The organism is Bacteroidota bacterium (assembly GCA_036522515.1).
Lineage (GTDB): Bacteria > Bacteroidota > Ignavibacteria > UBA10030 > SZUA-254 > VBOC01.
Window position 1 is genome coordinate 1 of sequence record DATDFQ010000001.1, and the last position, 17,789, is coordinate 17,789.

Consider the following 17,789-nt stretch of genomic DNA (forward strand, 5'->3'; position numbering starts at 1 on the left):
GGAGTTCTGGTCACCAAGGGAGTTCTCACCATCAAGACGATTCTGGCGAATGGGTCCGGCGAGCCTGATTCGGGATCCGGCATCCATTCCAGGCCCGAGAGCTATTCCAGGGTCGTCTCACTGATCGATCCGAAGGATTCCGTTCTGCTGTTGAAAAGACCGGGAGACACGCTCCGGGAAAAGGAAATAATAGGCCGAATCGACCGCGCAAGGTTTTTCAATGAACAAAAGGACCTTCTCGAACAAAAATTGAGCGCGGCCCGGGAACGCTCGCATGACCTCTCCGTCGACTTTCAACGCCGGATAAGCGACGCAGAGCAAGCGGTAAAAGTAGATTCTGCGGAATACGGCCAGAGCGAAGAGCTTCTCCGAAACGGCTTCATCTCGCAAGAGCTGTTCAGGGTGTCGCAGTTGAAATGGCTCAGAAACAAGAGGGTCGCCTCCGAGCTGGTTTCATCGAAGGATGCCGAGGCCGCAAAGTCCCGTCTTGAGATGGCGACTCTGTCTCTGGCCATCAAAGAAACCGGGGCAAAAGCGACGGCGGCCGAGCGGGAATCAGAGATACGCTCCCCGGTGCACGGCCTCCTGGCCGATATCCGCCGCCTCCCGCGCGACCGGAAAACGGAGGTCGTGTTTATCATCAAGCGCCTTCCTTGAGAGCGCTCACCGGATCCGCATTCGATGCCGTACCGCTGTTCCGGTTGCCAGCACGCCTTTCCCCTCTTTCACCTCTCCTGCCCCGACTGCGGAGCATGGAACTCGTTCCAAAACCAATCATCAAGAGTCTCGCCGGAGGATCCTCACCCTGTCGCGCTCGCAGACATGGCGTCGGCTCCATCCCCGCGCATCACGTCGAACATCGGACCGCTTGACTTACTTCTCGGGGGCGGTTTCGTTCCCGGCAGTTCAATTCTTCTGATCGGAACACCCGGCGCGGGAAAATCGACGCTTGTATTGCAGTTGCTCAGAAAGTCGAAAGTAAAGTCGCTGTACGTGAGCGGGGAGGAGTCTGTTCAGCAGCTAAAGCTCCGGGCAGACCGGTTAAAGATCAATTCACCGGGAATCTTCCTCCTCTTCGAAACGAACGTCTCGAAGATCATCCCGCACGTAGAAACATGCCGTCCCGCAATTCTCGTTATTGATTCGATACAGACTCTCTACAGCGATGCTTCGGAGTCCATTCCGGGAGGCCCGGCGCAGATCCGGAAGTGCTCATACCTGCTCCGACGTTCGGCGCAAGAGAAGGGGTTCATCCTCATATTGGTCGGGCAGGTCACGAAAGGCGGGAGAGCCGCAGGACCCAAACTTCTCGAGCATGCCGTTGACGTGGTCCTCTATCTTGAGGAGCCGGAAGGGAATGGGGCGGAACGCGAGCTCTATTTATCAAAGAACCGCTTCGGCTCGACCATCCCCCGATGCAGGCTCAGGATGGGGGAACGCGGGTTGGAATTCCTCGGGAGACGTCCGCCCGGTCGCGATGAAGGGCGATGACCCCGGTTGGTCCCGTCGAAGATCTACGGCACGACACGATATTCATCGGCAGGCACGACGAACTGTTCGAGCTTGTCAGAAATCTCCAGCGGGGGAGGCATACATTGCTGCTGGGAGAGAAGGGAATCGGCAAAAGCCGGCTGATAATGGAGGCGAAGTGGATTCTGAGCGGACGGGTGAGGCGAATCGAATTTTCGCCTTACCTCCTCGCTCGCAGCCGGGGAAAGCTCGCGCTTCACATCGATCCCGGACAATACAAAGAGCTCTTCATCGAACATTCGAGCCCGCTCGGCGAGTGCCTGAAGGAACTGGCGGAGAAACTCTATTATAGAGGAGACCTGCGGATCGAGACGGGCGAAGAGCGCTCCGATTGGGGTGTGGTCAAGAAACGACTGTCGGCTATTGGATCGGTCAGGCTCCAGGCGGCGGTGTTCGAGGCGATTTCCCGGTCACCGAAGCCGTACCTGATCTTCTTCGATACGCTCGATAGAATCTCACCGGGGCAACAGGCATTTCTGGAAGCGCTTCTGAATATCGCGGTGGTTTGCGCCGCCTCAGTCGAAATGAAGGAGCACTACGTCTTCAAAAAAATCTGGGCGGCGTTCTCAAAAATCAGGCTTGAACCACTTCCGGAGCCCGTCTGCATTCAACTCATTGATTATTATTGCGAGCACTATCCGCTGCGGGTTGTCGACCGCGAGTTGTACCGAAGGGAAATACTCAAGGCGTCGAACGGGAATCCGTTTCATATCAAGAACATGCTCTGGCACGGCTCGCGCGAGAAGTACGTGGACAACGAGGAAATCCGGAAGCTCCGGCAGGTGGACGAGGGGCATTACTTCAACATGGGGCCGGTCTATATCTTCGGAGTGGCGATGTTCACGCTCTTCAAGATTTTCTCGATCGGTCCCGAGAGCCGAGAATTCTACATTTACTTCTCCGCCTTGGGCTTTATCGCATACCTTGTGTTTAGAGTCTTCCGGGCATTCTTCCTGTTCCGTCCGCAGAAGTACCAGTGACCTCCAGTGTTCCGGCCCGCCGGAACACGTGCTACAAGTTTATGCCTCTGCGGATATAGTGAGAGAAATCCGTAAGGGTGGGGGCGTAGTCGGCTACAAAGAGGGGAGACGATATCAGAAAATCCGCCGTCGAACGGTTACACGCGGTCGGAACATTGTAGAGGACCGCGATTCTGAGCAATGCCTTCACGTCCACATCATGGGGCTGGGGTTCCATCGGATCCCACAAGAAAATGATCACATCAATCTCTCCTTCGGTGATCAACGCTCCGAGCTGCTGATCACCCCCCAACGGTCCTGACTTGAGCTTGCGGATATTGATTTTCCTACCCGGGCTCCCCTCCATGTCCTTTTTCAGGACCTCTTCGACCAGTTTTCCCGTGGTGCCTGTACAAATCAGCCTGTGCTCCAGTAACGCCGATCGATTCCACTCGATCCACTCGATGAGGTCTTTCTTCCGGTTGTCGTGCGCGACGAGAGCGATGCGTTTTGTGCTTTCCATGGGAGTATCATGAAGAAATGATGGTTCTTACAGCTACTCAAAGATAAGAAAAGGAATGAAACTTTACCGTCAATTTGCGCTGACCATTGTACTTAATTTAGGGGGGAGGAGAGTTGCAGGTTTGATGTTGATGTGAGGCGGGGTTAAAGCAGCCCCGGAATCCAGAAGGATCCGGGGCTGCAGTCTTAGTGCCGGACGATATCGATCAGGGCTTCGACAGCCCGCTTATCCTCCGACTGACCGAGCCAGAAGATCGCTTCTTTCCGGATTTTCGGATTCGGGTGGGTGGTGGCGATCTTGATCACATCCTCGACTGCCCCGCCGTTGGAGCACTGGGTGAGAGCGAAGAGCGCATTCTTTTGAAGTTCAGTATCCTTGCTTGAGTAGACGATGTCCTTCAGAGTGGATATTGCCTTCTCCGACGCCCGCTGACCCAGCCAGAAGGCCGCCTTCTTCCCGACTTCCCGTTCTGGACTCTCCTTGGCGAGTTTAATCAGGCCTTCCAGTCCGCGGTTTCCCTCCATCTGGCTGATCCCGAAGACCGCCTGCTCCTTGACCTTTTCGGATGCATCAGTTTCAGCCGCGTGCATGAGAGCTCCGAGCGCCTCATCGGTATTCAATTGTCCGAGCCAGAAGGCGCTTTCCTCCCTCACGCTGCCTGTCTCCTTGCTTGTAAGAAGATCCCGCAGGAACGTAAAGACCGCCGGCGACGGTTCGTGAAGCCCGATCGCCCTCACGAGCTCCTTTTTTACCTCGGTCCACTGGGAGGCCGAGAATCTTGCCTTCAGGAATTCGATACTCTCCCCGTCCGCGGCGCCGCCAAGCCAGAGAAGAGGTGCGTCTTCGAAGTCGACGCGGAGCGAGAGGCTGCTGATCTTAATTTTGTCCGGCTCGATGGATGGCTTTCCCGAAAAGCGGAGCAGGATGCCCACTTCCTTTGCGACCTTTCTGCCTGACCCCCGGCCGTCATCGTCGTTAGTCACCACGTCATTGTCGTTGTCGTCACCGGTTATTCCGTCGGCGCGGATGTCGAGCTGTCTTGCGCCTGTGACGAGCTCGCTAAGCGAGGGCCTGTTCCGTCGCGGGTCGGAATAGAACGATCCGATATAGGAGTGCTCGGACATCTGCCGCTGGATGGAGTAGCCGACCCAATATCCGCTTTCGAATCCCCGCTTTTTCGCCTCGGCCTGGGCCCAGGCAAACTTACCCGGGAGCGGTGCCGCGGTATCGGGATCCCGCACGACCTTTTGAGCGGATGTGCCCGTGATCCCGATTGCGATCAAAAGTCCAAAAACGAAGTGCCGGGAGAAAAGTGTACCCTGTTTCATCGGTCACTCCTTTCCCTTGGGCTTCATCTCGAGGATTTCAAGAAGTGCGGCCCGGGCCTTTTCGCTCCCGATCTGACCGAGCGCGTTCACCGCCGCGCTCCGGATATGTTTGTTCCCTCCGCTCTTTGCGACGCCCGCGAGGATGGGCACGGCGTCGTCGCTCCCCGTATTGCCGAGTGCGTTCACCGCCGCGCCCTGCAGTTCAGGATCGTTCTCATCGGCAGCGACACTGCCGAGCACTTTTATCGCGCCCGGCCCCTCCGCGTTGTTGCCGATCTGGTAGAGCGCCTGCTTCCGGACTTCGGGGAGCTTTGAACTTTTCACGATCTGCAGCATAAGCTCGGCGTCGTGGCCGTCGCTCAGATTTCCGAGGGCATACACCGCCGTCTTGCCGGTTTTCTCATCCGTACTGTTGACCGCGGTCTGCATGAGAAATTTCTTCGCTTCTTCTCCGCCCATGTTTCCGAGACTGTAGAGTGCCGCCTCGGTCACCTTCGGATTCGCGCTTTTTCCCGCGATCTCTTCGAGGGCGGTGAGGGCGCCGGCGCCTCCGATATTCCCGAGCGCGTACGCCGCATCCTTACCAAGGTCATGGTCGGGATCTGTGAGGCAGGCGTCTTTCAGGGCTGCGACTGCAACCGAGTTTCCCTGGTTCCCCAGCGCGTACATTGCGGCTTTCCGAACTTCCATCTGGGTCGCTTCCTTGATGACTCTCCGGAGCCCGTTCGAGGCCGCCGTGGTCGAAATATTGCCCAGCGCGTTTGCCGCCGCCTTCGCGAGGGCGGGATCACGGTCTGTCCGTGCAATTTCTTCCAGGAATGACGCGGCAGAATCCCCTTCGACGTTTCCGATCGTATAGAGGGCCGCGGTTCGCAATTCGGGATCGGCGTCCGAGTGGACGACTTTCTCGAGCGCCGAAACCGAGCCCGGGCCCCCGCTGTTCCCGATGGCGTAAACCGCATCCTTCCTGACCTTGATGCTGGGATCTTTCAACGCGATCTCGCTCAGCTTCTGCCTGCTCTCCGCCGTTTCGAAATTGCCGAGAATGTAGACGATCTTGCTCCGGATGTTCTCGCTCGGCATCCCGGCATACAGAGAAACGATTGTGGAATACGCTTCTTTGCTCCCCATGTTTCCCAGTGCGTAGAGGGCCGCCAGCTTCACGTCCTCATCGCCCGAATCGTCCATCCCCTTGACGATCTTCTCGTACTCCGGTTTCCCTTCGCGCGAGAGCTGGTATGCGAGGTTGACCATGTTCGATTTCGCGTCCTTCACCCATTTGCTCTTGGGGTAGGAGGAGATAAAGTCGCGATAACAGCCGAAGACCGCTTCCCTGGATTCTCCCAGCTTGTCGCGCGTGTAGCAGTGCCAGTAGCGGGCCGCGTCGATCAGGTTGCTCTTCGGATACTTCTTGACGAAGTCGGAGAGGGCGCTCTGCGCATCCCCCCATTTCTCATCGAGGATGCGGCTGTAGGCGGCTTCGTAGGCTTTCGAAGAGCCGTCCTGCGCCCGTGCCATCCCGGAGAGTCCGAGTGCGATGAGCACCGCCAGAATGATTGTGGTCTTGATTGAATTGCTGATCCGTTTTTGCATTATGAATCCTCCGGTGTTACAGTGTGGTTTTCTTGGGTTGTTCGCCGGGCGACCTGCGCGCCATCGAGCGCATTTCTTCGAGATTAATCTTAAGCAATATGGATTTCTGATCGATGCCTTTTTGCACCATCTCGATGGCCGGGACCCCCGGTTTCACCTCGATGTTCGCAAGCTGCACGAGAATCACTTCGAGATCCATGATGAGCTGCCGGACCTGTTGCTGGCTCGGTTTGTTCAACGAGACGGTCAGCACGTCCGCCTGTTCGATCAATTCCCGGGAGACTTCCTGGTTGTGCTTCAGGTCGATCGTGGCGCGGTGCTCCGCGTCGAGATTCGCGAGGCCGATGAGGAGATTCTTCGACCGCTGAAGGTAGGCGACGGCCTGGGAGGTGGCGCTGTCTTCGCTTTCGGGCAGGGGCGCGAGGGCGGGCGGGCTGCTCCGCTGTACGATTTCCGGCTGGTGAGTCCCGAAGTATGTTTTTCCCAGGTAGAACCCCACTGCGAGAAGAATTGTCGCGGCGATTCCGTATGCCCAGGCCGGCATGGCCGCCGGCCGGGTTGCAGCCTTCCTCCCCGGAAGGGGAGCCCGGTCGCCTGTAGCACGTGCGCCGGTTTCCCGGGTGCCGAGTTGCGCGTTGATCCGGTTCCAGAGCCCGGCTTCGAACGCTTCGCGGGGCTCGGGGATCCTGCGCCCGTCCATGATCGCGAGTGTTTCCTTGAGCGCCTGATATTCCCTGGAACAGGAGGCGCAGGTGGCGATATGTCCGGTGAGTTCCTTCTGGAGTTCCGGAGAAAGCTCGCCGTAGAGCCCCTCCGTGAATAATTCTCTTGCGTGATCACATGTCATGGTCAATCTCCTTCCAATCCCAATTCAGGCCTGTAGAAAGCGAGCTCGCGCCGGAGGCGTTGCAGCGCGCGGAAGAGGTGCGACTTGACGGTCCCTTCCGCGATCTGCATCGTGTCGGCGATCTCCCTCAAGGGGAGGTCGTGGTAGTGCCGGAGCACGAACACGGACCGTTCCTGGGGCGAGAGCCGGCCGAGCGCGCGTTCGATGTGCTCGTGAATCATGCCTGACTCCGTTTCTCTGTCCGGCATGATGGCAGTGGCGCTGCGGCCCGGTTCCTGTTGCAGATCGTCATCGATATCTTCCCTGTATTCAAGGCGCTTTCCTGAGCGTGCATCCCGGTGGTCGAGACAAATGTTCACCGTGATACGGTAGATCCATGTGCTCCATTTGGCCTCCCGACGGAAGCCCGGAAGCGCCCGGTATGCCCGGACAAAGACTTCCTGCGACAGGTCTTCCGCATCGTGGCGGTTGCCGGTCAGATCGTATGCAAGCCGGTACACTGTGCGATTCGAGCGCTCCACGAGTTGCCGGAACGCGTCCCCGTCTCCCTGCTGTGCACGATCGATGAGCAACTGTTCATCGGTCAATGGAGCTCCTTCTTTACTGTATAAGACGGAAAGTACGAGGAAAAGGTTTACGGAACAACAAAACAAGCTGATTTGGGCTATCACGGTTTCGCGATATTTCTCTCCACCTCGTCATGCTGACATGCTCCTGGTCAGCATCTTTCAACTCTTTTATAAAGATCCCGACCTAAAACATGCCGGGATAACGAGAGAGGGTGAAACTGCGACACTACCGGGCGGTTTGGTAGGTGTAGACTTCAGGCTGCGCCCAAAAAAAACGCGACCTAAAGGTCGCGCCTACCGTTATCTCTGCCGGTTTCTCCTGGTAGCCGCAGCCTTCAGGCTGCGCTGAATGGCACGCGACCTGAAGGTCGCGCCTACCGGGAGATCTGAAATACTACATATTCCACCAGTACGAAAGCTTGACGAGGAAAATGTTGTCGGGCGTCGCATCGAAGAGGTGCCCGATCGATCTGTTAAACTGGAATTCGCCGTCATCGTCCATTCCGCTCCGGCTCTGCGTCCAGACAAAATAGACCGTCGAGCCGGGGAGGTACTCCCACCGCAGGATCGCGCTTCCGCGCAGCGACTTCAGGTTGAAATCGGGGTTTGAAAACGTGAAGGGGGAGGAGCCGGCCGGTGTCACGGAATACTCGTTCGTTGCATCGTCCAGTCCAATCGTCGATCCATTCTCACCGTAATAGTTGAAATCGTATGTTTTCGGCTGCGCCAGTTCCTTGAAACGGTTGAATTGCGCCGCGGAAATAAGGGGCTGAACATACACCTGGAGGCTCATCTGGGGAGTAAAGGTCCAGTTCAGCCGCATCCCCGCCGAGAGGGTGTTCTGATTCATTTCTCCAAACACATACCGTCTCCCGAACGTGGACCGGGCGGCCGGGTCGACGAAGGTCCCCACATACTGGGCGCCTTCGAAGTCGTGCTCGAACGACGGGCTGAACGAGAAGGAAATATTCGTCGAGGGCCTCCACTGGACACTGGGCGAAAAAGCCCAATCCCTGGTATGGACCGCCTGGTACGTGAACCAATCGAAGCTGAAAACCAAACTCTTGCGTTGATCAGTGGAGGGATAGAGATCAAACTGGTACCCCGGCGGTGTCAGCATCGCCGGTCCGCCGCGAGTCCTGCGGGTGCTGATCGTCTGCGGGTTATAGGCGGTGTTCCAATTGAGCGAGTAAAAGTTAGGAAACTCAATGTACCCGAAGTGGAACAGGCCTCTCCAGGTGGAATTCATATCGAAGTCGTAATTTTGAAAGAGCGAGCCGCCGAGTTCTATAAACCGGTAGAATGACCGGGGCTCCGTCCAGCGGTAGCTCATCACGAGATGACCATTGATGACATCCGAGCGCGACATGAAACCGAGATCGTTCGGTTCGTACTTCGGGTTGATGACACCGAGAGAGGCGTTGAGATAGAAGTTGCCTTTTTGCTTGTTCAGCCTGAAGCGGGCTGAGTAGCCGGTCATGGAGGTCGCATTACTGTCGACCGCTACATCATCCGCGTCGGGGCGCTGGAAGTAATGCTGGGAATTCCGTTGCAGGGAGAGCATGCGCGCCCTGTTGCCGTCGACCCGCGACACCGAAGCCCATGCGCCAAGGACCCAGGTTTTGTCCTGATCGATCGTCCACCACCCGTCGAGACCGCCGACGAATCCGTCTTTGTTGATCTGATCCCTGAGCCGGTCGTCCTGAAACTGCCGCGACGCAAGCGAGGAGAAAAAGCCGAGCGCTTCGCGCCCCTTCTCGAATTCTTTCTGCGCCCGCACGACGCCGTAGTAGGTGAGGGGTTCCACTTCCGCCCGTGACCGGACGCTGCCGGTTTGAATGTCCGCGAACTCGCGGGATGTGACTGCCTGGATCGCGCCGATATTCCAGCTCTCGAGTACTTTTCCGGTGATCTTCGCCGCGCCCAGGATGTCGGTTCCGGAAGGAACGTCCGCGAAATCGGCGTTCGGCGTGCTCCCCTGGGGGGCTCTGCCGATGCGCCGGCTGTAGAGGAACGTGACGCCGGGCCAGTTGAATCCCCAGTTGTTGTTCGTCCCTCCGGAGCCGAAATTGAAGATGGTCGATCCCTCGATGAAGAACGGGCGCTTTTCCTGGAAGAACGTTTCCACATCGCTCAGGTTGACCACCGCCGGATCGACCTCGACCTGTCCGAAATCGGGATAAACGGTTCCGTCGAGCGTCAGGTTCGGGCCAAGGCCCATCTTGAGGTCTCCCCCAAACTTCGGAGTGTACCGGGAACCGCTGTTGAACGGATCGTTCGGGAGGTGGCTCGAGTATTCGGCTCGCGTCGTAAGGTAGGGAAGAAACTCCGCCTGCCGCGCGGCGTTGATATTCTCGATCCCGACGAGATCGGGAAACCGGGAGACGAAGCCGCTGCCGTTCTTCGGCGTGAAGACCACATAGGCGCGCTCGTTGCGGCGCGCGACGTCCCTCCGGAAGTTGATCCCCCATGTGTACTGGTCTTTCTGCTGAAACCGGAGCTGCGAAAAAGGAATCCGCATCTCCGCGGTCCAACCATGGTCGTCGCGATGCACTTTTCCCTCCCACACCCCGTTCCACGAGTCGTCGTTCCATTCGTCGTTGTAGAGGGTGCCGTCGTAGAGGGTGCCGGCCGCGTCGAGGGCGAAATAGAATCCGCTGATCTGGTCATGATAGGGATCGAGATAGCAGAAGAACATGTCGGAATCCCAGTTTCCGTCGCGGCGGCTGAGCCGCACGACCATCGAATCAGGGGCGGTATCGACGCAACGCGCTCCGATGTAGAGGGCTGCGTCGTCGTATGCCACATGGACGGTCGTGGTTTGTGAAGCGGGAGCTCCTTCCACGGGATCGAGCTGCCGGAAGGTTGAAATACCGTCGTCCTTGCTCCAGACCGGCTCGCTCAGCATCCCGTCGATGACGACCGGTTCGGTAATATGTATGGCATGAACGGTGAGTTTGGGGGTTGCGGCCGAATCGGGCACCTCTGCCCGGATGAGGCCCGGGAGGGCGAACAGAAGCGCGCAGAGCAACAATTTCATAGGGAACTCCTTGACGACCTGATGGAGCCGGTAAGTTCGGTTGGCTTCGCAGCGCCGTTCGCCCGGGGGTGAGCCGGCAGCCGTTTACTTGTATACTGTCTTAGACGGGAATGGTTACAGAAAGGTTGACAGGCGGGAGGGGGGAAAGTTCAGCCTTCTATCTCTTCCTCCAGATATGCCGTTTCAGAATGCAACGATGCATCGAGACCCGCCTCTTCGTCCGCTTCTTTGACCTTGACAGGCGTAATCCGGTCGATGATCCAGAGCATGCCGTAGGTGAATCCGAATGCCCAGACGGAAGAAAAGAGAGCTGCAATGAGCTGTTTGAAGAAGAACGTGCTATTGCCGGAAAAGAGGCCGTCGGTTCCGGCGGATGGGTTGAATGCGAGCGATGCGAATGCGCCCAGAAGTATGATTCCGAGAAATCCCCCGACGCCGTGGACACCCCAGACGTCGAGTGCGTCATCGAGGGCAAGCTTATTCTTGAGCGCGACGGCAAAATAACAGACCACCCCCGCAACGATCCCGATGATGACCGCAGTTGTGGGCGAAACGTATCCGGCAGCCGGCGTGATGGTTGCCAGACCAGCCACGGCCCCTGTGAGGAGCCCGAGAAACTTCGGTTTCTTGGAGATCAGCCAGTCGACCGCCATCCAGGTGACAGCCGCAAACGATGCGGCGATGTCTGTGTTCAGGAATGCGCTGGCGGTGACGGAGTCGACGCGGAACTCGCTTCCCGCGTTGAACCCGTACCAGCCGAACCAGAGGAGACCCGTCCCGAGGGCGACAAGAGGAATGCTGTGCGGCCCGCGATCCTGGACCCTTCGCTTCCCGACGTAGAGGACGGATGCAAGAGCTGCCATCCCGGCGATGTTATGAACCACGATGCCGCCGGCAAAATCGAGGACGCCCCATTTCTGGAGGAAGCCGCCGCCCCAGACCATGTGTACGAACGGAAAATAAACGAAGACAAGCCAACCCGTGAGAAACCACATATACGCCTTGAACGTCACCCTGTTGGTGAACGCTCCGGTGATGAGCGCGGGAGTGATGATCGCAAACATCATCTGGTAGGCGACAAACACGATCAGGGGAATGCTGTCATTGATAGGGGACGGGGTGGAAAGGTCCACTCCCCTGAGGAATGCCATGTCGAGGTTCCCGATCACCCCGCCCACATCCCCGCTGAAACAGAGCGAGTAACCGAAGGCGTACCAGAGGACGGTGGTCCAGCCCATCGAGACAAAACTCTGGATCATGATCGCGAGGACGTTTTTCCGTCCGACGAGGCCGCCGTAGAAAAACGCAAGGCCGGGGGTCATCAACATCACGAGGCTGCAGCAGAGGAGCATGAAGCCCGTGTTACCCGTATCGATGTGCATGGCTCTTCCTTCTCGCTGGTGGAGTTGGAGTGTATTGAATTTCAGCGAGACTTACAAGCCGGTCACATCACTTCAAAAGCATCATCTTTCCGGTCTGGCTCAGCGAACTGGGAGCAACGGACCCGTCTTCGTCATTCAGAGGGGTGACGTCCAGACGGTAGAAATAGACGCCGGAGGGCAGGTTGTGGGCGTCGAACTCGACATCTTGTTCTCCCTCGTCGAGGTTCGCATGGTCGATGAGTGTTGCGATTTGTTGCCCGAGGACGTTGAAGACGCGCAGGGTCACCACGCCGCTTCCCGGCAGGTCGAAACTGATCGTCGTCGTCGGATTGAACGGGTTGGGATAATTCTGGTGCAGCGAGAACGCCGGAGGCAAATCGACCTGGTGGAATCCGGGTGGATTCATCGCGGTCGGAATCGAGCCGGGAAGGGCCCGGAGGAAAGCCACCTCCTGCAGCGGTCTCACCGCGGCGTAGACCAGCGTTCTGGCAAAGGAAAGCGAATCGACCGCCCCCTCGAACGAAGAGTTTACTCTTGCGATGACGGTGTCCATGCCGACGAATGATTGAGTCAAAATACCCCGCCAGAACGTCAGCATCGAGTCGGCCCGGGAGGCGAGTTGCCGCACCGTAAGGCCGCTCAACGGGCTGACGCCGTCATCGAAGATCAATTCCCCGAAGCCGTGTGCGGTGATGCCAAGCACGCTCGCCGCGATGTTGATCTTCAGCGCAGCGACATCCGCGAAGAGCCGGTTATTCTGCTTTGTGGGAGGGAGTGTTTTCAACTCTTTCACCAACGGTTTGTGAACCAGGTCGTTGTATCCGTGTGTGTTATCGGAGTGAATTCCGGTCCTTCCGTAGAACGACTTCTTGAGGTCCTTCGCAAGACGTAACCGGACCCAGCCGTAGTGGCGGGGATTGTCAGGCCGGGGGATGCCCACCACCAGCCCCCCTGTGTCGGGCGTGCCGAATCCGTTGTCCAAAAACACTTCGTCGTACATGTTGGCGGGGTTCGGCTTCGGATACCGCGGCTCATTCATCGTGAAGATCGCTTTGGGAAGCGTCGGCACGGTGGAATTCGGGTTCTTCCAGACATAGCTCGCGCTCTGCCGCTTGACCTTCTTCCCCCAACCGCAAAATGTTATCGAATCGCCCACGTTGATATCATGGTCGAACGTGATGTCGATCTGTTTTCCCGAGAATCCGCTGGTTGTGATCATCCGGGGTGCAGGGGAGATGACAATCGGGTAACCCGGGTCGTCGATGTAGAGGGGCACACGAAAATAGACCCGAAGGAACGAAGCCGGAGTGCCGGTCTGGTTGGTGATAATGGCGCAAAACTGAACCTTGTCGGGTCTTCTTCTGATCGGTCCGATCTTTCCTCTGGCATACTGTGCCTGCGCCATCGCCGCATATCCGAATGTCCTGAAGCCTATGGTATCGGATGAGGAGCTGTTTCCGAAGCGCAACCCCGTTATATCAGCGCCGCTCGTGATGACCTCCGCATAGGACCCGTTGACGGGCGGGATCTGATATCCCAGGGGGATATGCTCGGAGAGCGTATAGTCGCCGGCGAGCATGTTGGTGATCGACCAGGCTCCGCCGGTGAGCGTGAAGGTATGATAACTGCGGGCGGGTGAGACCGCATCGATCTGGAGTCCGACCATACCCGGTTCACCCGGTTCCTGCGTTCCGTTATGGTTGAGGTCGTAGTAGGAAATTCCGGAGATGGATCCCAGGCGGAAGTTACCGAAGTCGCGGTTGACCAGGTTCGTTCCTCCGGCGGTGATATTCGCGGCGTAGCCGGCGGGCGACGCAGGAAGAGTTTGAATCCATCCCGATGCGGATGATTCGACGACCGCATACGCGCCGGTCGGGAGACTATCGAAAGCGTAATGGCCGTTCAGATCGGTACGCATGCTGTCGACCTGGCTGCCGTTCTTGAGAAGACGCATCCGCCATCCGGCGATCCCCTGCTCCCCCGCGTTCTTCACCGAGTCTCCGTTGAAATCGTCGAACTTCACTCCGGAGATGGAACTTGCCTGAAAATTGCCAAAATCCTTTCCGGTCACGAATGTTCCCGACAGGATGTTGATCGAGTACATCGCCGGCGACACGGGAAACGTCTGAACCCACCCCGGCTGCACCGTCTCTCCTATGACCCACGTCCCTGTCTCGGAGGGAAGGAATGTGAGCGTGTAATTTCCGGAAGCGTTCGTCAGAGTCGATTTTGTGCCGCCGCCCCCCACCTTTGCCGCCGTGATCTCCCAGCCCGGGATACCGGACTCGGACCCGTCTTTTGTTCCGTTCCCGTTCAGATCGTTGAATTTCATGCCGAGGATGGCGGGCCCGCTGTAATTTCCAAAATTGACGTTCGGAACCTGCTGGCCCGCTGCAAGATGAACCGGATTGGGCGGCGTCAATGTGGGCGACCACCCGCTCTGGACGGTTTCTCCGATGGTATAGTCGCCGGGCGTGAGATTGTCGAATTCGTAATATCCCACCGGCCAGGGAGTGGTTCCGGTTACGGCCGAAAAAGGCCCGTTGGGGCCGGCAAGATTAATTGTCCAGCCGCTCAAAGGCGGTTCCGCCGGCTGATCCCAACTCCCATTCCCGTTCAGGTCGTTAAATTTGTAACCTGAAATCTGTCCGAATTCTCCCCCGCCGTTGATGTGGGACGCCCCGGTGAGATCTGTGATGTCGCGATAGTTGTCGGACGGATTGATTTCGCTGACGCCCGTCCGGATCAGGGCGGGCAAATTCACCCATGTAAGCCCGGCCGAAAGGACGGGCACATTCACGCCGGTGATCCGGTAGGTTGAGATCCTGGTCCCCGGTCCCGGGGTGGCAATGTCGGCGGCGCCGGCGAACGATCCGTTTCCTCCGAGTGAGATCATCAGCTTGCCGCCCGAAATCACCTGATCGAAGAAGAATCCCGAACCGATCTGTTCCGTCGAAACCACGCGGGAAAACGCAGGCGAGGTGAACGCCCCGGAATTGAATGAGAGGATAAACTGGCTGTTCCCGATTCGGAAGGGAGTCGCGCCCGTGCGCCTCACATAGAGATCGAATTGATAGGTGGTGCCGTTCAGCACCGGATTTCGCACGGTCAGCTCGTACTGCGGAACCGGTTGTCCGAAGAGAAACGCGGTCCCCGTGGCCGATAAAAGGAAGATCGTGCAGAAGAACCGAAGGATGAATTTCATAGACTTGCTCTTTTTCAATTGTTGGATGAGCGGGGGTTACGGCCGCTGCCGTACCTTCAAACGGTTGCCGAGAACGATTGTGTCGTCATTGGAGTTGGTGACGTTGTCGCCGTTAGTGTCGGTCGGCAGGTGTCCGGTCAGGGTCCTGTTGTTCCAGGTCAGGTTGCGGTCGAGAAAGTCGACGACCCCGTCCTGGTTGACGTCGCCGCCCCAGGAGACGAACGAGCTTCCGACCTGCCTGAGTGCGTTGACCCCGAACGCCGTTCCGGCGCCGGTTGAAAAATCGTAGCTCGAGATGCTCGTCGTCCCTTTGACCAGAGCCATCGGGGACGCGCTCCACACTTCGAGATGGTTGCGATGCCGGATTACGAGGTAATAACTCCCCGATGCGGCGTTCCGGAACACCGGCAACCCTGATCCCGACCCTGAGAGGGCCGCTGCCGACGAATCGAGAAGCCCGAAGGGTGAGATGGACGAAGCCAGGTATGCAGTCACCGTATCCTGGACCTGTGATGTGCCGTTCCAAAACCCTTCCATGAGGTAGCGGAGGTCTATCTTCACGGCCCCGATAATCTGAAAATCCCGTTTGGTGCTGTAGACGAAGGAGTAACGGCCGGCGTGTTTCATATCCGTCAGCGAACCGGCCGCGATGTCGAACAGGAAGAGCTGTGCCCGGGGTTCGATGGAAGCGGCGTAGGCCGAGTCCCATGTAAGCGTCACCGGTCCGGCGGAGGAGGCCTCGACGCTCATATTCCAAACGGGATCGGCGGGCCCCTGGAAATCCACCGCATACTCGGTCCCGAGAACTGCCGGGTAATTGCCCCCCGAATGAGGAAAGTACACCTCGAGATAGATTCCCGAGGGGGATCTCGGAGGCCGGGGGACGTCGTAGGCGTTGTCATAGCCCGGTGTGGCGTCGCTCCGAATCCCGAGGATGGCGAGCGAATCGGTGATCGTGCCGTTCGCGCCCTTGATCAGGAAATTCCAATTGTCATAGTTTATCTGGGCTACTGCGTGCGACAGGAAACAGACCGCAAGACAGAACAGCCCCGGGATGAGTGATCGTACTCTCATGAATGGTATTCGAGGTTTATGGAGAATCATTATCGTAGATACATCAACTTGTTCGTTGCGGTGAAGGTCCTGCCGGTGGCCTGCCCGGTGGTTTCGAGGCGGTAGAAGTAGACTCCGCTGGAGAGCTTGAGAACCGTGCCGTCGATCGTCACCTCGTGGGCTCCTGCTTCCCTCAAGCCCTGGTCGAGCAAGCCGATTTCCCTTCCGAGGGCATCGGCGAGGAGGAGCCGGACCTCGGATTTCTCCGCAAGGGAATAGCTGATCGTGGAGGACGGATTGAACGGGTTGGGGTAATTCTGCAGAAGGCACGTTCCGGCCGGTTGCAATTCCAATGGCGAGGTGCGTACGACGAGTTCACGGTGGGCCGGGTCCCGGAGTGTCACGGTCAGCGTGGCTCCTCCGTGGGAAGCCCCGAGCTCACGTCCTGAGAGGCAATCCGTGACTGACAAACAAATATCCGGATCGCCGGGGCCAATCTCGACCCGAACAGGATAGCTTGGAGACTGTATGCGAATGGTGAACGATGCCGGTTCGCCGGCGGGGTATTCTTCGCGGAAGCGCTGTGAGGTAAACCGCGCATCAAAGGCCCCTTCGTCCGGCACTGGCGGCAGTTCGTATTTCGAACTTTCGCCCGGCGGACGTCCGGCGGGAGAGAGCATCATCTGCTGACGTCCATTATCCGGGTTCGTGATGGTTATCAGCGTGACTGGTTCAGGCTGGAATCGCGACGTTTGTTTCCCGATGTTCTGTGTGCCGGGCCCCAGATGGATTGTCCCGTTCCCCGAGACCTTTACCCAATATCCTCCGCCGGATTTCAGCGAATCGACGGGCTGATACCCCCCGTCGTACGAGAAGAACCGTGAAGTGATGGACCCTCCCCCGGGGGCGGGGATGGTCGCGTCGACCGTTCCGATCATGTTCCATCCGTCGGAGACCGGAATATCGAGCGAGGCGATCCCCAGGCCGGGAACAGAGACGGTCTCCTGGTGGTGAAATCTGATCCAGTAGCCGCTTCCTTTGTGCAGTTCGGTCTGTATCGAATAGGCTCCGTTATATCCGAACGCCCGCGAGGCCGCGGTGGGGAAGAGGAATTGGACCGAAGAATCCGCCGCGATCCGCGAAAGGGAAAGGAGATTCCAGCCTCCCTTCAGGTTGTAGACCGTCGCACCCTGCTCGGCCTCGACGACGAACAACCTCGGAGCCGAGTATTGGAACGAATAGCTGTTATGGTTTCGCATATTAGTGATGACGCCCGTCGCCGAATCCTTCATCAATAGGACGTACGCCGGCGGAAGTTTGTTGATCCGGGATGTGTCCCAGGAAAGCGTGAGCGTGCCCGGAGTGATATTTGTTTCGACATCGAACACCCATCTCGCTCCCAGGGGACTCGTATAGTCGAACGCATATCTCGAACCCCAGATCGGCGGCCAGTTGCCGCCGGAGTGGGGGAAAAAGACTTCGAGGTACGTTCCGATCTCCGGAGGATGCGGTACGTCGTAGAGCGAATCATACGACGGCGTGGCGTCGGATTTCACGCCGAGCGTCGCGAGAGAATCGCTGAAAACGCCAATAGCGGCCCTGATGACCGCCGACCAGGCTGTCGTTGTGACAGAATCGAGAATACCATCGCCACGGGCGGCACCGGGAGGGTGTTCGCGCGAGGGAGCCGGGCCTGTCGAGCCAATCAGAAGTAGAACAAGAAAAATTTTAGTCCGCCACATTGCCATCTCTCCACCATC

The 17,789-nt window shown here is 57.9% G+C and carries 13 protein-coding genes; 3 read left to right on the top strand and 10 right to left on the bottom strand.

The features are described from left to right. The 3 genes from VI215_00005 to VI215_00015 all read left to right on the top strand — a co-directional run. Window positions 1-657 (top strand): hypothetical protein (locus tag VI215_00005; protein ID HEY6190687.1); only part of this gene is annotated, 657 nt, incomplete at its 5' end. Between the two features lie 24 nt (window positions 658-681). Next, on the top strand, window positions 682-1,491 hold the full coding sequence (locus tag VI215_00010) for an ATPase domain-containing protein (protein HEY6190688.1): 810 nt from the start codon (window positions 682-684) through the stop codon (window positions 1,489-1,491). Then, window positions 1,488-2,510, top strand: a complete 1,023-nt coding sequence (locus VI215_00015) for an ATP-binding protein (protein ID HEY6190689.1) — start codon at window positions 1,488-1,490, stop codon at window positions 2,508-2,510. The genes VI215_00010 and VI215_00015 overlap by 4 nt, the downstream gene beginning before the upstream one ends. Window positions 2,511-2,541: 31 nt before the next feature. Here VI215_00015 and VI215_00020 read toward each other — a convergent pair whose 3' ends face one another. The 10 genes from VI215_00020 to VI215_00065 form a co-directional block, all read right to left on the bottom strand. After that, the gene (locus VI215_00020; GenBank protein ID HEY6190690.1) at window positions 2,542-3,012 is read right to left on the bottom strand and encodes a methylglyoxal synthase; all 471 of its coding nucleotides are present in this window, start codon (window positions 3,010-3,012) and stop codon (window positions 2,542-2,544) included. Between the two features lie 185 nt (window positions 3,013-3,197). Beyond that, window positions 3,198-4,340, bottom strand: coding sequence for a HEAT repeat domain-containing protein (locus VI215_00025; protein HEY6190691.1), 1,143 nt, complete (start codon window positions 4,338-4,340; stop codon window positions 3,198-3,200). 3 nt (window positions 4,341-4,343) lie between these two features. Further along, a complete protein-coding gene (locus VI215_00030) occupies window positions 4,344-5,933 on the bottom strand; it encodes a HEAT repeat domain-containing protein (protein HEY6190692.1) in 1,590 nt (529 codons plus the stop codon). Window positions 5,934-5,949: 16 nt separating this feature from the next. After that, window positions 5,950-6,780 carry a zf-HC2 domain-containing protein gene (locus VI215_00035; GenBank protein ID HEY6190693.1) on the bottom strand — a complete coding sequence of 277 codons (831 nt, stop codon included), beginning with the start codon at window positions 6,778-6,780 and terminating at the stop codon, window positions 5,950-5,952. Window positions 6,781-6,782: 2 nt separating this feature from the next. Next, window positions 6,783-7,367, bottom strand: coding sequence for a sigma-70 family RNA polymerase sigma factor (locus VI215_00040; protein HEY6190694.1), 585 nt, complete (start codon window positions 7,365-7,367; stop codon window positions 6,783-6,785). 376 nt (window positions 7,368-7,743) lie between these two features. Next, on the bottom strand, window positions 7,744-10,389 hold the full coding sequence (locus tag VI215_00045) for a DUF5916 domain-containing protein (protein ID HEY6190695.1): 2,646 nt from the start codon (window positions 10,387-10,389) through the stop codon (window positions 7,744-7,746). A 149-nt stretch (window positions 10,390-10,538) separates the two neighbouring features. After that, entirely contained in the window at window positions 10,539-11,771 is a 1,233-nt protein-coding gene (locus tag VI215_00050) for an ammonium transporter (GenBank protein HEY6190696.1), read from the bottom strand. Window positions 11,772-11,838: 67 nt separating this feature from the next. After that, window positions 11,839-14,976 (bottom strand): SdrD B-like domain-containing protein, encoded by a 3,138-nt coding sequence (locus tag VI215_00055; GenBank protein HEY6190697.1) that lies wholly within the window; start codon window positions 14,974-14,976, stop codon window positions 11,839-11,841. A gap of 36 nt (window positions 14,977-15,012) precedes the next feature. Beyond that, window positions 15,013-16,050, bottom strand: a complete 1,038-nt coding sequence (locus tag VI215_00060; protein ID HEY6190698.1) for a hypothetical protein — start codon at window positions 16,048-16,050, stop codon at window positions 15,013-15,015. A 29-nt stretch (window positions 16,051-16,079) separates the two neighbouring features. Next, entirely contained in the window at window positions 16,080-17,771 is a 1,692-nt protein-coding gene (locus VI215_00065) for a hypothetical protein (protein HEY6190699.1), read from the bottom strand. Between the last annotated feature and the right edge of the window lie 18 nt (window positions 17,772-17,789).